The sequence below is a fragment of the Variovorax paradoxus genome (genome assembly GCF_030815855.1).
Lineage (GTDB): Bacteria > Pseudomonadota > Gammaproteobacteria > Burkholderiales > Burkholderiaceae_C > Variovorax > Variovorax paradoxus_M.
Genome location: NZ_JAUSXG010000001.1, coordinates 5,783,007 through 5,797,520 on the forward strand (window position 1 = coordinate 5,783,007; position 14,514 = coordinate 5,797,520).

Genomic DNA, 14,514 nt, shown 5'->3' on the forward strand with positions numbered 1-14,514 from the left:
TCTCTTTGTTGGGATGTCGCTCGGCCCGCGCTGCAGGTCCGAAGCACTGCGCTATTGTTTTTGTAGCAAACGGGCGGCGTCGAGCGCAAAGTAGGTGAGCACCCCATCGGCACCGGCGCGCTTGAAAGCGAGCAGGCTTTCGAGCACCACCGCGTCATGGTCGAGCCAGCCGTTCTGGGCGGCCGCCTTGAGCATCGCGTATTCACCGCTCACCTGATAGGCGAAAGTGGGCACGTGAAACTCGTCTTTCACGCGTCGGACGATGTCGAGGTACGGCATGCCGGGCTTGACCATCACCATGTCGGCGCCCTCGGCGATGTCGAGCGCCACCTCGCGCAGCGCTTCGTCGCTGTTGCCCGGGTCCATCTGGTACACCTTCTTGTTGCTCTTGCCGAGCGTCGCGGCCGAACCGACCGCGTCGCGGAACGGGCCGTAGAAGGCGCTGGCGTACTTGGCGCTGTAGGCCATGATGCGCGTGTGAATGTCGCCGCGCGCCTCCAGCGCGGTGCGGATGGCGCCGATCCGCCCATCCATCATGTCGCTGGGCGCCACAATGTCCACGCCGGCTTGTGACTGTGTGAGCGCTTGCTTCGAAAGAACTTCAACCGTGGCGTCATTGAGGATGTAGCCGGTGTTGTCGAGCAGCCCGTCCTGCCCATGGCTGGTGTAGGGGTCGAGCGCCACATCGGTCATCACGCCGAGTTCCGGGAAGCGCGACTTGAGGGCTGCGACCACGCGGGGAATCAGTCCATCGGGGTTGAAGGCCTCGTCGCCCGCTGGCGTCTTGAGGCTGGCGTCGATCACCGGAAAGAGCGCCATCACCGGGATGCCGGCTTGCACGCACTGCTCGGCCACCGGCAGCAGCAGGTCGAGGCTCAGGCGGTCCACGCCGGGCATCGAAGACACGGCATCGCGCTTTTTCTCTCCCTCCTGCACGAACACCGGGTAGATCAGGTCGTGCGCCGTCAACGCGTGTTCCCTGACCAGATTGCGGGTGAAAGTGTCGCGCCGCAAACGGCGTGGCCGGCCGGCCGGATACATGGCAAAGGGAGAGAGAGGGGGCGTCATAAGCGGAAAATTGTGCCTGAAGTGACAATTCGCGGTACGGGGCTTGCACGGGAAGTTGTCCGACAACCATTCAAATTAGTAGCTCGAAGGTTCTCTTTTTTTCAACAAAAATGTCAAAGAAAGTGGTCAAGTCGCTTGAAACCTTGTTTCGTCTTTGTTAAATTCTGAAGCGGGCGGCTTGCCGCTCCCCGCTTTTCCTCCCTGAGCGGGTGCCTTGATGTGTGACAGCAAAAGGGCTTCCCAGCCCGGCGTGAAGACGTCGGGCTTTTTTTTTGCCTGCTGACCGGCCGGGTGGCTCGCCAAAGGCCGGGAGATGGCGCAGTCGACCACTAAACTGCCTCCATGCTCTGGGTCAAATCGCTTCACATCGTCTTCATTGCCAGCTGGTTCGCCGGGTTGTTCTATCTTCCCCGGATCTTCGTCAACTTGGCGATGGTTCCGCCCGAGTCCGTCGCGGAGCGCGAGCGCCTGCTGCTCATGGCGCGCAAGCTGTTGCGTTTCACCTCCTTCCTGGCCGTTCCGGCGCTGGGCTTCGGCCTGTGGCTTTGGCTGGGCTACGGCATCGGGCGAGGCCCCGGCAACGGCTGGATGCACGCCAAGCTCGCCCTGGTGCTGGCGGCCATCGGTTATCACCATGGCTGCGGCGTGCTGTTGCGCCGCTTCGTGGCCGGGGGCCAGCAGCGCAGCCACCGCTGGTACCGCTGGTACAACGAACTCCCGGTTCTGCTGCTGCTCGGCATCGTGGTGCTGGTGGTCGTCAAGCCGTTCTGAGCCGGGTACCGGACGGTGGAGACCCAGCATAAGTCCGCCGCGCTGCCCCTTGCGCTCGCCTATGCGGCGCTGATCGTCTACGCCAGCCTGTATCCGTTCGCCGACTGGCGGGACCAGGGCATCGCGCCCTGGGCCTACTTGTCGGCGTCCTGGCCCAAATACTGGACGGGTTTCGATTTCGCGGTCAATGTCGCCGGCTATGTTCCCTTCGGCTTCCTGTGTGCGCTGGCCGTGCTGCGCGCGCGGCCGGGCGCCCGCGGCTGGCGTGCCATGCTGCAAGCCACCGTCGCGGGCGCGTTGTTGGCTTTCGCCATGGAGACGCTGCAGAGCTATCTTCCAGCCCGTATTCCGTCGAACGTGGACCTGGGCCTGAACACCTCCGGCGCCCTTCTGGGGGCCATGCTGGCAGCGGGGCTGGAGCGCCTCGGGGCGGTGGCCCGCTGGAGCCGCACGCGTTCGCAGTGGTTTGTCGAAGATTCCCGCGGCGCGCTGGTGCTGCTGGCACTGTGGCCTTTCGCACTGCTGTTTCCGGCGGCCGTGACCTTCGGGCTCGGCCAGGTGTTCGAGCGGCTGGAGGTCGCCGTGTCGGAGTGGTTGCTCGACACGCCCTTCATCGACTGGATGCCGCTGCGGCAGTTCGAACTCGAGCCGCTGGTGCCTGCCGTCGAACTGCTGTGCGTGATGCTCGGAGCCCTGGTGCCGTGCCTGCTGGCCTTCCTGGTGACGCGCACGGTGGCCCGGCGTGCCGTGCTGCTGCCGCTCACGCTGCTGGCGGGCATCGGCGCCTCGGCGCTGTCGGCGGCGCTGAGCTATGGGCCCGAGCACGCATGGGCCTGGCTGGGCTTGCCGGCACAGGTCGGCATTGCGACGGCTCTTGTTGCCGGCATGCTGTTGCTGGGGGCGCCGCGCCGGCTGTGCGCAGCCTTGCTGCTGGTGGGGCTCGTGATCCAGCTGAGCCTGTTGAACCAGGCGCCCGAGAGCGCGTATTTCGCACAGACCCTGGCCACCTGGGAGCAGGGGCGCTTCATCCGCTTCCATGGCTTGGCGCAGTGGCTGGGATGGGTCTGGCCGTTCGCGGTGCTTGCCTACGTGGTGGCCGCGCTGTCGCGCCGGGGCCAACCGGCAGCGGCCTGAAGCGCGCGGCCGGCGTCACTAAAATCGCCTGATGCCCAGTTCCAATCCTGCCGCGCCGCGCGGCTACTACGGCCGCCACATCTTCTTTTGCCTCAACGAGCGCAAGAACGGAGAAGACAGCTGCGCCCTGCACAACGCCCAGCAAGGCTTCGACCGCTGCAAGGCAAAGGTCAAGGAAGCCGGGCTGGCCGGGCCGGGCAAGGTGCGGGTCAACAAGGCGGGCTGCCTCGACCGTTGCGCGGGAGGCCCCGTGGCGGTGGTCTACCCGGAAGCGGTCTGGTACACCTTTGTGGATGCCGACGACATCGACGAAATCGTCGAGTCGCATCTGAAGAACGGCGAAGTCGTCGAGCGGCTGTTGCTGCCTCCGGATGTCGGCCGCTGAACTTTATCGGGGTTGCCGCGCTCGTACTGTGCGCTCGGCGCATCGCATCCGCTCAGTTCCATTTCTTGCACCATGAATTCCCAGACCGAAAAGATCCGTCTCCAAGGCGCCGCCGGCGTCATCGAGGTCCAGCGCGATCTACCGGCCGAGGCCTCGCGCGGCATTGCGGTCATCGCCCATCCGCATCCGCTGTTCGGTGGCACCATGGACAACAAGGTGGTGCAGACCTTGGCGCGTGCCTTCGTCTCCTGCGGCTGGACCGCGGTGCGTTTCAACTTCCGCGGCGTGGGCGCGAGCGAAGGCGTGCATGACGAAGGGCGCGGCGAGTGCGAGGACATGCTGGATGTGGTGCGCCAGCTCGCACCCGAAGGCCCGCTGGCCATCGCCGGCTTTTCGTTCGGCGCCTTTGTCGCGAGCCGCGCGGCCGAAAAGCTCTGGGCTTCGCGCGACGTGCGGCAGCTCGTGCTCGTGGGAACCGCGGCCTCTCGTTTCTCCGTGGCCACGCTGCCGACCGAGGTGCACGAGCGCACGCTCGTGGTCCATGGCGAAGCCGATGACACCGTGCCGCTGGCCGCCGTCATGAACTGGGCGCGGTCGCAGTCACTTCCTGTCACGGTTGTCCCCGGGGGCGGCCATTTCTTTCACGGACAATTGCCGCTGCTCAAAAGCTTGGTTGTCCGCCATCTTCGCGCGGACGCTGCATGAAAGCCCCGCGGGCTTTGTTTTCGTTTTCTCCCCATCTTTCCCATGAATCGTTTTCTTGACGCGTTTCGCGCGCTGGTGCTGACCGCCGCCGCTTCGGTTGGCGTGATCGCCGCGGCCCAGGTGCCGGCACCGCCCGAAATTGCCGCGCGCAGCTACCTGCTGCTCGACGTCACGGCCAACCAGATCCTCGCGCAGAAGGACATCGACAGCCCCGTCGAGCCGGCCTCGCTCACCAAGCTGATGTCGGCCTACATCGTGTTCGACGCGCTGCGCGCCAAGAAGATCACGCTGGCGCAGACGCTGCCGGTCAGCCAGCGCGCCTGGAAGATGCCCGGCTCGCGCATGTTCATCGACCCCAAGATGCAGGTGCCGGTCGAAGACCTGATCAAGGGCTTGATCGTCCAGTCGGGCAACGACGCCACCGTGGCGCTGGCCGAAGGCGTGGGCGGCACCGTGGAGCATTTCGTCGAGCTCATGAACGCCCAGGCCAAGGCGCTGGGCATGAAGAACACGAGCTACAAGAACCCCGAAGGACTCACGGCGCCCGGTCACACCACCACGGCGCGCGACCTGAGCATTCTGGCGACGCGCCTGGTGCGCGACTTCCCGGAAGAAGCCAAGTACTACGCCATCAAGAAGTACCGCTACCCCGGTACGCCGTCGACCAATGACACCAACCGCAACCTGTTGCTGTTTCGCGACCCGACCGTCGACGGCCTGAAGACCGGCCATACCGAGGCCGCCGGCTACTGCATGATCGCCACCGCCAAGCGCGATTTCCCGAACCTGACCGGCGGCCGCCGTCTGCTGTCGATCGTTCTGGGCACTTCGGGCGAAACGGTGCGCGCCAACGAGTCGCAAAAGCTCTTGAACTGGGGCTACACCGCCTACGACGCCGTTCGCCTGTTCGACGCCGGCCAGCCGGCCGCCACGCCTGCGGTCTGGAAGGGCAAGGCCAATACGCTCAAGCTGGGCCGGCCCGAGGCCATCGTGGTCGCGGTACCGGCAGGAACCGCCAGCAAGATCAAGACCCAGGTGGCGCGCCCCGAGCCGCTGGTGGCGCCGTTCGCCAAATACCAGCCCGTGGGTTCGCTCAAGGTGACCCTGGACGACCAGCCTTTGGCCGACGTGCCGCTGGTGGCGCTGGAAGGCGTCGAGCAGGCAGGCATTTTTGGCCGCGCCTGGGACGCCGTGCGGCTCTGGATCAAGTGATGTCGGCACGCCGGAATTGCTGACGGCGGGGCCGACTGCTATACTCGTGGGCTTTTCGGAATTTTCCGAAGGGTTTCACGTTTTCGTTATTCCCGGCTTCCTTGCCTTGCGTCACGTCAAGACAAGGGCGGTTTTCACAGCCAAGGCCGGGTTGTTTTGGGACTAATTCATTCATGCCAACCATCAATCAACTGGTGCGTCAGGGTCGAACGGTCGAAAAGATCAATTCGAAGAGCCCTGCCATGCAGAACTCGCCGCAACGCCGCGGTGTCTGCACCCGCGTCTACACCACGACGCCAAAGAAGCCCAACTCGGCGCTTCGTAAAGTTGCCAAGGTCCGTCTGACCAATGGCTTCGAAGTCATTTCCTACATCGGCGGCGAAGGCCACAACCTGCAGGAACACAGCGTCGTGCTGGTTCGCGGCGGTCGTGTCAAGGACTTGCCCGGTGTTCGCTACCACATCGTGCGCGGTTCGCTCGACTTGCAAGGCGTGAAAGACCGCAAGCAGTCGCGTTCCAAGTACGGCGCGAAGCGTCCCAAGAAGGCTTAAGCCTTCTTCTTGTCGAAAAACAAACGGTGTTCGGTTGCCTTGGCGGGCACATCGAACGAAGTGACCCAATCCCGGGTCGAGTAAGTGAGAGTCCGAACTGGCTCTCGCGGTGCCGGAAACGGTGCCAACTGAAGCAAAGAGGTTAAAAAATGCCACGTCGTCGCGAAGTCCCCAAACGTGAAATCCTGCCGGATCCCAAGTACGGCAATGTCGAGCTGTCGAAATTCATGAACGTGATCATGGAAGGCGGCAAGAAGGCTGTTGCCGAGCGCATCATTTACGGTGCACTCGACTTCATCGAAAAGAAGAACCCTGACAAGGACCCGCTCGAAGCGTTCACCGTTGCCATCAACAACGTGAAGCCGATGGTCGAAGTCAAGTCGCGCCGTGTCGGTGGTGCGAACTACCAGGTGCCGGTCGAAGTGCGCCCGGTGCGCCGTCTGGCGCTGTCGATGCGCTGGATCAAGGAAGCCGCCCGCAAGCGTGGCGAAAAGTCGATGGCCCTGCGTCTGGCCAACGAACTCATGGAAGCCACGGAAGGCCGTGGCGGCGCCATGAAGAAGCGCGATGAAGTGCACCGCATGGCAGAAGCCAACCGCGCCTTCAGCCACTTCCGCTTCTAAAAATCAAACTTCGCTTGGGCGTTGGGTGTTGAGTGTCGGGCGGTGTCGCCCGGACTCAAGGCCCAGCGCTCAACGCATTTAACCCGAAAGTAAATCATGTCCCGCAAGACCCCCATCGAGCGCTACCGCAACATCGGTATCTCCGCGCACATCGACGCCGGCAAGACCACGACGACCGAGCGCATCCTGTTCTACACCGGCGTGAACCACAAGATCGGTGAAGTGCACGATGGCGCCGCCACGATGGACTGGATGGAGCAAGAGCAAGAGCGCGGCATCACGATCACCTCGGCTGCCACCACCTGCTTCTGGAAGGGCATGGCCGGCAAGTTCGAAGAACACCGCATCAACATCATCGACACCCCCGGCCACGTGGACTTCACCATTGAAGTCGAGCGCTCGATGCGCGTGCTGGACGGCGCCGTCATGGTGTACGACGCGGTCGGCGGCGTGCAGCCCCAGTCGGAAACCGTCTGGCGCCAGGCCAACAAGTACAAGGTTCCGCGTCTCGCGTTCGTCAACAAGATGGACCGCACCGGCGCCGACTTCCTGCGCGTGCGCCAGATGATGGTGGACCGCCTGAAGGCCAACCCCGTCGTGATCCAGATCCCAATCGGTGCCGAAGAGCACTTCCAGGGCATCGTCGACCTCGTGAAGATGAAGGCGATCATCTGGGACGAAGACAAGGGCGTGACCTTCACCTACGGTGAAATCCCCGCGAACCTGACCGACGTCTGCAACGAATACCGCGAAAAGCTCGTCGAAGCCGCTGCCGAAGCGAGCGAAGAGCTGATGAACAAGTACCTCGAAGGCGGCGAGCTGTCCGAGGAAGAAATCAAGGCGGCCATCCGTCAGCGCACCATCGCCGGCGAAATCCAGCCGATGCTGTGCGGTTCGGCCTTCAAGAACAAGGGCGTGCAGGCCATGCTCGACGCCGTCATCGAATACATGCCCGCGCCGACCGACATTCCCCCGGTCAACGGCACCGACGAAGACGAAGCCCCCGTCACCCGCAAGGCTGACGACAGCGAGAAGTTCTCGGCGCTGGCATTCAAGCTGATGACCGACCCGTTCGTGGGCCAGTTGACCTTCGTGCGCGTCTACTCAGGCGTGCTGACCAAGGGCGACAGCGTCTACAACCCGGTGCGCGGCAAGAAGGAACGTATCGGCCGTATCGTGCAGATGCACGCGAACAACCGCGAAGAAGTCAACGAAATCCGCGCCGGTGACATCGCCGCCTGCGTGGGCCTGAAGGAAGTCACCACGGGCGAAACCCTGTGCGACCCGGCAGCCGTCGTGACGCTCGAGCGCATGGTGTTCCCGGAATCGGTGATCTCGCAGGCCGTCGAGCCCAAGACCAAGGCCGACCAGGAAAAGATGGGCATCGCCCTGCAGCGCCTCGCTCAGGAAGATCCGTCGTTCCGCGTCAAGACCGACGAAGAATCGGGCCAGACCATCATCGCCGGCATGGGCGAGCTCCACCTTGAAATCATCGTGGACCGCATGAAGCGCGAATTCGGCGTGGAAGCCAACGTGGGCAAGCCGCAAGTGGCTTACCGCGAAACGATCCGCAAGACCGTCGAAGATGCCGAAGGCAAGTTCGTTCGCCAGTCGGGCGGCAAGGGCCAGTACGGTCACGTCATCCTGAAGCTCGAGCCGCAGGAAGCCGGCAAGGGCTTCGAGTTCGTCGACGCCATCAAGGGCGGTGTGGTTCCTCGCGAATACATCCCCGCGGTGGAAAAGGGCGTTGTGGAAGCGCTGACGCAGGGCGTGCTGGCGGGCTACCCCGTCGTGGACGTCAAGGTCACGCTGCACTTCGGCTCGTACCACGACGTGGACTCGAACGAAATGGCGTTCAAGATGGCCGCGATCTTCGGTTTCAAGGAAGGCGCCCGCAAGGCCAACCCCGTGATTCTCGAGCCGATGATGGCCGTGGAAGTCGAAACGCCTGAAGACTACGCCGGCAACGTGATGGGCGACCTGTCCTCACGCCGCGGCATGGTGCAGGGCATGGACGACATGATCGGTGGCGGCAAGTCCATCAAGGCCGAAGTGCCGCTGTCGGAAATGTTCGGCTACTCGACCACGCTGCGCTCGATGTCGCAAGGCCGTGCCACGTACACGATGGAGTTCAAGCACTACGCCGAAGCTCCCCGTAACGTTGCGGAAGCCATCGTGGCTGCTCGCGCCAAGTAAGTTTTGAAGAATGCAGGGCCACGCAGTGCGTGGCTCTCTTTGTCTGCGATCCGGTGCCGCCGCGTTCCCGTGCGAGGCGAACCAGCAATCGGGTGCAGACATAAAACCAATGCACGGGAATGCTCTTTCAAGGATTGAAAAATGGCAAAAGGTAAATTCACCCGCACCAAGCCGCACGTGAACGTGGGCACGATCGGTCACGTCGACCACGGCAAGACCACGCTGACGGCTGCGATCGCCACGGTGCTGTCGGCCAAGTTCGGCGGCGAAGCCAAGGCCTACGACCAGATCGACGCGGCGCCCGAAGAAAAGGCCCGCGGCATCACCATCAACACCGCCCACGTCGAGTACGAAACGGCCAACCGCCACTACGCACACGTCGACTGCCCCGGCCACGCCGACTACGTCAAGAACATGATCACCGGTGCCGCCCAGATGGACGGCGCCATTCTCGTGTGCTCGGCCGCCGACGGCCCGATGCCCCAGACCCGTGAACACATCCTGCTGGCTCGCCAGGTCGGTGTGGGCTACATCATCGTCTTCCTGAACAAGTGCGACATGGTCGACGACGCCGAACTGCTCGAGCTCGTCGAAATGGAAGTGCGCGAGCTCCTCGACAAGTACGAGTTCCCTGGCGACGACACCCCCATCATCCACGGCTCGGCCAAGCTCGCCCTCGAAGGCGACAAGGGCAAGCTCGGTGAAGAAGCCATCATGAAGCTGGCCGAAGCCCTCGACACCTACATCCCGACGCCCGAGCGCGCCGTGGACGGCACCTTCCTGATGCCTGTCGAAGACGTGTTCTCGATCTCCGGCCGCGGCACCGTCGTGACCGGCGCCGTCGAGCGCGGCGTCATCAAGGTCGGCGAGGAAATCGAGATCGTGGGTATCCGCCCGACCGTCAAGACCACCTGCACCGGCGTGGAAATGTTCCGCAAGCTGCTGGACCAGGGTCAAGCTGGCGACAACGTCGGCGTGCTGCTGCGCGGCACCAAGCGCGAAGAAGTCGAGCGCGGCCAAGTGCTGTGCAAGCCCGGCTCCATCAAGCCGCACGTGCACTTCACCGCCGAGGTGTACGTGCTGTCCAAGGACGAAGGTGGCCGTCACACGCCGTTCTTCAACAACTACCGTCCGCAGTTCTACTTCCGCACGACGGACGTGACCGGCGCGATCGAGCTGCCCAAGGACAAGGAAATGGTCATGCCTGGCGACAACGTCAGCATCACCGTGAAGCTGATCAACCCGATCGCGATGGAAGAAGGCCTGCGCTTCGCCATCCGCGAAGGCGGCCGCACCGTGGGTTCGGGCGTCGTGGCAAAGATCCTCGACATCTAAGCCGGACGCAAAGGAATCATCATGGCTACCAAGCAAAAAATCCGCATCCGCCTGAAGGCGTTCGACTACAAGCTGATCGACCAGTCGGCAGCCGAAATCGTTGATACCGCCAAGCGCACCGGCGCGATCGTCAAGGGCCCCGTGCCCCTGCCGACCCGCATGAAGCGTTTCGACATCCTGCGTTCGCCGCACGTCAACAAGACCTCGCGCGACCAGCTCGAAATCCGCACGCACCAGCGCCTGATGGACATCGTCGACCCGACCGACAAGACCGTGGACGCGCTGATGAAGCTCGACCTGCCGGCCGGCGTGGACGTCGAAATCAAGCTGCAATAAGCAACTGCGGCTTCGCGCCGCGTTCCTGATGAAGCCCGGCTGCAGAAATGCAGGCGGGCTTTGTTTTTTGCCGCGCGGATGTGGCATCCTCGCCGAAGCGGCGGCCTCGATGGGCCGAGGCGTTGGTCAGCTGAAACGAAGGCAGCACAGCATGAGACACGGCAACTCTTTTGCATCGGGCGTGATGGCATGTATCGCAGCGGCGGCCTTGCTGGTCGGCTGTGGTGGTGGGGGCGGAGGAGGAGGCGGAGGCGGCCTTCCCTTCTTGCCTACAACGACTCCGCCGACAACCCCACCGGCGGGTTCAGTGACGCTGAGCGGTAAGGCCACTTATGAGTCCGTCCCGAATCCGAACGGCACCTTGGTCTATGCCAGTTCCGCTGCCAAGCCCGTGCGTGGTGCCGTGGTGGAGGTACTCGATGGAGCCACTTCCGCGCAGCTGGCCACGGCAACCACCGACGACAACGGCGCCTACTCCGTGCCCGTTCCGGCCAACACGGCGGTTGCGGTGCGCGTGAAGGCCCAACTGGCGCGAAGCGCGCCGGGCGCGAGCTGGGATGTGACGGTGCGCGACAACACCCGTTCCAGTGCGCTGTATGCCATGCAGACCGAGGCTTTCTCGTCGGGGACGGTGGCGTTGGTGCGCGACGTCCATGCGCCTTCGGGCTGGGGCGGTTCGAGCTACACCGGGGATCGGGTGGCGGCGCCTTTCGCCATCCTCGATACGGTCTACACCGCCATCCAGAAGGTGGTGTCGGTGGCGCCGGCAACGGCATTTCCGGCGCTGCGGGTGTTCTGGAGCGCCAACAACGCGCCCTCATCCGGCAGTATCGCGGCGGGGCAAATCGGCACCACGTTCTTCATCAGCAGAGCCAGCGGCCGTGAAATCTACGTGCTGGGCAAGGAAGACGTGGACACCGACGAGTACGACGCCCCGGTCATCGCGCACGAATGGGGGCACTACTACCAGTCTGCCTTCAGCCGCGACGATTCGACCGGCGGCGAGCACAGCCAAGGCCAGCTTCTCGATCGCCGGCTCGCCTTCTCCGAAGGCTGGGGCAACGCCTGGTCGGGCATTGCGCTGGGACGGCGCAATTATGTCGATTCGGGTGGTGCCCGGCAGGCCTCGGCGCAGTTCAGCAGCAATATCGATCTTTCCGTGGGCCCGGCGACCACGCCGGGCTGGTACCGCGAGCCGTCGATCCAATCGATTTTCTGGAACCTCAATCAGCAGGTCGGTTTCAAGCCGATCCACGATGCGCTGACCGGGAGCCAGTTCAGGAACGGCGTGGCGGTTACCTCGATCCATCCTTTCTCGGCCGCTTTCAACGCGGTGGCGCCGGGCAGCGCTTCTGTACTGGCCGGCCTGATGGCCGGGCAAAGCATCAATGGCGCCGGCAACGATCCGTTCGGGGGAGCGGAAACGAACGACGGCGGAATTCCGATCACACTTCCGATGTACCGGTCCGCGACCGTGGGAGGCGCCACAACACAAGCTTGCGTCTCCAATGCCGCGGGCGACGACAACAAGCACGGCAGCTTCTCTTATGTCCGCTTCACCGCGCCCGCCAGCCGCAGCTACCAGATCGTCGTGGACGGCGGTCCGGCAGGGTCCAGCCCGGACTTCGATATCTATAGGGGCGGGTTGATAGCCCGAAGCAGCAACACGGTCAGCCTGCCGGCCGGCGAACACGTTCTGGCGGTGACCGACCTCAATAATTCCGGAGCGCAGACATGCTTCAACGTCTCGATCCTGTAGGAAGAAAGGCCGCCATGAACATCCGCTCGAATTCGATGATGGCAATCGTGTGCCTCGCGTTGGCGACCTTGTCGGTGCCGGCTGGGGCGGGCGGCGAGCCTGCGCCACATGTTGCCAAGCATCAGGCATCGCAGCGCCATGCCGCTCCCCTGACGACGGCACCCCAGAAGCCCAATGGCGCCGGCGTCAAACTGCGATACCGCATGGACGCCACGCCGCAGCTGGGCCGGGCCACGCCCGTCGTGCTGCAATTTGACGGCGTGACCGAGACCGACGGCGCCACGGTCCGCTTGAGCGCCGACAGCGGCTTGACCCTCCAGGGAAACAGCACGCTGACGCTGCCGGCGGGCAAGCGAACCACGGCCACCGTGGTCGTGGTCAGCGAGGCCGAGGGCCTGGCCTACCTCAATGTGTTCATCAACCAGGGGGGCGCCTCGAGTGCGGTTTCCATCCCCGTCCAGACCGGCACGGCGGCGCCGGCCCTGAAGTCCTCCGGCGAGATGAAGTCCACGCCGGACGGCGACAGCATCATCACGATGCCTGTCAAATAGGCAAAAAGCGGCCAAAAACGAAGCTGAAAGTCCCTGGCAGTGCGCCCATAACGCTGCTTGCACAGCGCCCGCATAGCGGGCTATAATCGCTGGCTCTGCCCTTGTTGCGTCTATCTGGATGCCGTGAGTGCGGAGATTTATCAACCTTCTTTCGCAGGCCGGGCATCCTCTGGGAAACCTCAGGAAATCGGCCAAACGCTGTCGCCAATTGAAGTGGCAGCGGCGAAGGGAGCTTCCATTTTTTGGAGAAAACAAATGAGTCTGAGCAACTCCCTCGGGTTGCTGGGCCGCAAGGTGGGGATGATGCGTCTCTTCACCGATGACGGGGACGCAGTTCCTGTCACGGTGGTGGATGTGTCCAACAACCGTGTGACCCAGATCAAGTCGCAAGAGACCGACGGCTACGTCGCATTGCAAGTGACGTTCGGTTCGCGCAAAGCATCGCGCGTGACCAAGCCGCAAGCCGGCCACCTCGCCAAGGCGGGTGTCGAAGCTGGCGAAATCATCCGCGAATTCCGCGTGACCGCCGATACCGCAGGTCAGCACAAGGCTGGCGGCGTCATTGCCGCGAGCAGCGTGTTCTCGGTGGGTCAGAAGGTCGACGTGCAAGGCACCTCGATCGGCAAGGGCTTCGCCGGCACGATCAAGCGCCACAACATGAGCTCGCAACGCGCGTCGCACGGTAACAGCCGTTCGCACAACGTTCCCGGCTCGATCGGCATGGCACAAGACCCCGGTCGCGTGTTCCCCGGCAAGCGCATGACGGGCCATCTGGGCGACGTCACCAAGACCACGCAGAACCTCGATGTCTTCCGCATCGACGAAGCGCGTCAACTGTTGCTCATCAAGGGCGCGATCCCGGGTTCGAAGGGTGGCTTCGTCACCGTGCGTCCCGCCATCAAGGCCAAGCCGCAAGCGGCTGAAGGAGCGAAGTAATGCAACTCGAACTCCTGAACGAACAAGGCCAGGCCGCGTCGAAGTACGACGCTCCCGAGACCGTGTTCGGCCGCGACTACAACGAAGACCTGGTTCACCAGATCGTCGTTGCATTCCAGGCCAACGCCCGCCAAGGTACGCGCGCCCAGAAGGACCGCGAACAGGTCAAGCACTCGACCAAGAAGCCTTTCAAGCAAAAGGGAACGGGCCGCGCCCGTGCCGGTATGACGTCCTCGCCGCTGTGGCGCGGGGGTGGCCGGATTTTCCCGAACATGCCTGACGAAAACTTCTCGCAGAAGATCAACAAGAAGATGTACCGCGCCGGCATGGCCGCCATCTTCTCGCAGCTCGCTCGCGAAGGCCGTCTGGCCGTGGTGGATTCGCTGACCGTGGATTCGCCCAAGACGAAGCCGCTGGCAGCCCGTTTCAAGGCAATGAATCTCGAGTCCGTGCTCGTGATTGCCGAAGAAGTCGACGAAAACCTGTATCTTGCCTCGCGCAATCTGGTCAACATCCTCGTGGTCGAACCTCGTTACGCCGATCCGGTGTCGCTGGTTCACTACAAGAAGGTGCTGGTCACCAAGGGTGCCGTCGACAAGCTCAAGGAGATGTTCGCATGAGCCGCGTGAACCCTACCGCCGCTGAACGTACGTTCGAAGAAGGCCGCCTGATGGCGGTGCTGGTCGCCCCGATCGTGTCCGAAAAGGCCACGATGGTCGGCGAGAAGTCGAACGCTGTCACTTTCAAGGTGCTGCAAGACGCCACCAAGCCCGAGATCAAGGCCGCTGTCGAACTGATGTTCAAGGTCGAAGTCCAGGGCGTGTCGGTGCTCAACACCAAGGGCAAGACCAAGCGCTTTGGCAAGTCCATCGGCCGCCGCGACAACGTTCGCAAGGCCTATGTGACGCTGAAGCCGGGTCAAGAGCTCAACCTCGTCGGGGAAGGCGCTTAA

The 14,514-nt window shown here is 63.4% G+C and carries 16 protein-coding genes; 15 read left to right on the forward strand and 1 reads right to left on the reverse strand.

What is annotated here, in order from left to right; translation table 11 throughout:
- Nucleotides 1-51: 51 nt before the first annotated feature.
- The gene (gene hemB, locus QFZ42_RS27450) at nucleotides 52-1,041 is read right to left on the reverse strand and encodes a porphobilinogen synthase (RefSeq protein WP_307704320.1); all 990 of its coding nucleotides are present in this window, start codon (nucleotides 1,039-1,041) and stop codon (nucleotides 52-54) included.
- Between the two features lie 369 nt (nucleotides 1,042-1,410).
- Here hemB and QFZ42_RS27455 point away from each other — a divergent pair, with 369 nt between their 5' ends.
- From QFZ42_RS27455 to rplW, 15 genes are all read left to right on the forward strand, one after another.
- Nucleotides 1,411-1,839, forward strand: a complete 429-nt coding sequence (locus QFZ42_RS27455) for a CopD family protein (RefSeq protein WP_307703995.1) — start codon at nucleotides 1,411-1,413, stop codon at nucleotides 1,837-1,839.
- Nucleotides 1,840-1,854: 15 nt separating this feature from the next.
- On the forward strand, nucleotides 1,855-2,973 hold the full coding sequence (locus QFZ42_RS27460; protein ID WP_307703996.1) for a VanZ family protein: 1,119 nt from the start codon (nucleotides 1,855-1,857) through the stop codon (nucleotides 2,971-2,973).
- Between the two features lie 31 nt (nucleotides 2,974-3,004).
- The gene (locus QFZ42_RS27465) at nucleotides 3,005-3,358 is read left to right on the forward strand and encodes a (2Fe-2S) ferredoxin domain-containing protein (RefSeq protein ID WP_307703997.1); all 354 of its coding nucleotides are present in this window, start codon (nucleotides 3,005-3,007) and stop codon (nucleotides 3,356-3,358) included.
- A gap of 72 nt (nucleotides 3,359-3,430) precedes the next feature.
- Nucleotides 3,431-4,063 (forward strand): alpha/beta hydrolase, encoded by a 633-nt coding sequence (locus tag QFZ42_RS27470; RefSeq protein ID WP_307703998.1) that lies wholly within the window; start codon nucleotides 3,431-3,433, stop codon nucleotides 4,061-4,063.
- Nucleotides 4,064-4,105: 42 nt separating this feature from the next.
- Nucleotides 4,106-5,275, forward strand: a complete 1,170-nt coding sequence (locus tag QFZ42_RS27475) for a D-alanyl-D-alanine carboxypeptidase family protein (protein WP_307703999.1) — start codon at nucleotides 4,106-4,108, stop codon at nucleotides 5,273-5,275.
- Nucleotides 5,276-5,448: 173 nt separating this feature from the next.
- Nucleotides 5,449-5,826, forward strand: coding sequence for a 30S ribosomal protein S12 (gene rpsL / locus QFZ42_RS27480; RefSeq protein ID WP_013543948.1), 378 nt, complete (start codon nucleotides 5,449-5,451; stop codon nucleotides 5,824-5,826).
- 149 nt (nucleotides 5,827-5,975) lie between these two features.
- On the forward strand, nucleotides 5,976-6,449 hold the full coding sequence (rpsG, locus tag QFZ42_RS27485) for a 30S ribosomal protein S7 (protein ID WP_007829591.1): 474 nt from the start codon (nucleotides 5,976-5,978) through the stop codon (nucleotides 6,447-6,449).
- A 96-nt stretch (nucleotides 6,450-6,545) separates the two neighbouring features.
- Nucleotides 6,546-8,645: an elongation factor G gene (gene fusA, locus QFZ42_RS27490; RefSeq protein ID WP_307704000.1), complete on the forward strand. Its 2,100-nt coding sequence runs from the start codon at nucleotides 6,546-6,548 to the stop codon at nucleotides 8,643-8,645.
- Between the two features lie 141 nt (nucleotides 8,646-8,786).
- Entirely contained in the window at nucleotides 8,787-9,980 is a 1,194-nt protein-coding gene (gene tuf / locus QFZ42_RS27495; protein WP_013539103.1) for an elongation factor Tu, read from the forward strand.
- Nucleotides 9,981-10,001: 21 nt separating this feature from the next.
- Complete coding sequence (gene rpsJ / locus QFZ42_RS27500; RefSeq protein ID WP_007838118.1) at nucleotides 10,002-10,316, forward strand: 30S ribosomal protein S10; 315 nt, start codon at nucleotides 10,002-10,004, stop codon at nucleotides 10,314-10,316.
- 307 nt (nucleotides 10,317-10,623) lie between these two features.
- Nucleotides 10,624-12,075 carry a hypothetical protein gene (locus tag QFZ42_RS27505; protein ID WP_307704001.1) on the forward strand — a complete coding sequence of 484 codons (1,452 nt, stop codon included), beginning with the start codon at nucleotides 10,624-10,626 and terminating at the stop codon, nucleotides 12,073-12,075.
- 14 nt (nucleotides 12,076-12,089) lie between these two features.
- Nucleotides 12,090-12,626 carry a hypothetical protein gene (locus QFZ42_RS27510; RefSeq protein ID WP_307704002.1) on the forward strand — a complete coding sequence of 179 codons (537 nt, stop codon included), beginning with the start codon at nucleotides 12,090-12,092 and terminating at the stop codon, nucleotides 12,624-12,626.
- 255 nt (nucleotides 12,627-12,881) lie between these two features.
- Nucleotides 12,882-13,562: a 50S ribosomal protein L3 gene (gene rplC / locus QFZ42_RS27515; protein ID WP_307704003.1), complete on the forward strand. Its 681-nt coding sequence runs from the start codon at nucleotides 12,882-12,884 to the stop codon at nucleotides 13,560-13,562.
- The gene (gene rplD, locus QFZ42_RS27520; RefSeq protein WP_013543942.1) at nucleotides 13,562-14,182 is read left to right on the forward strand and encodes a 50S ribosomal protein L4; all 621 of its coding nucleotides are present in this window, start codon (nucleotides 13,562-13,564) and stop codon (nucleotides 14,180-14,182) included. Before rplC ends, rplD begins: the two co-directional genes overlap by 1 nt.
- Entirely contained in the window at nucleotides 14,179-14,514 is a 336-nt protein-coding gene (rplW, locus tag QFZ42_RS27525) for a 50S ribosomal protein L23 (RefSeq protein ID WP_007838129.1), read from the forward strand. The genes rplD and rplW overlap by 4 nt, the downstream gene beginning before the upstream one ends.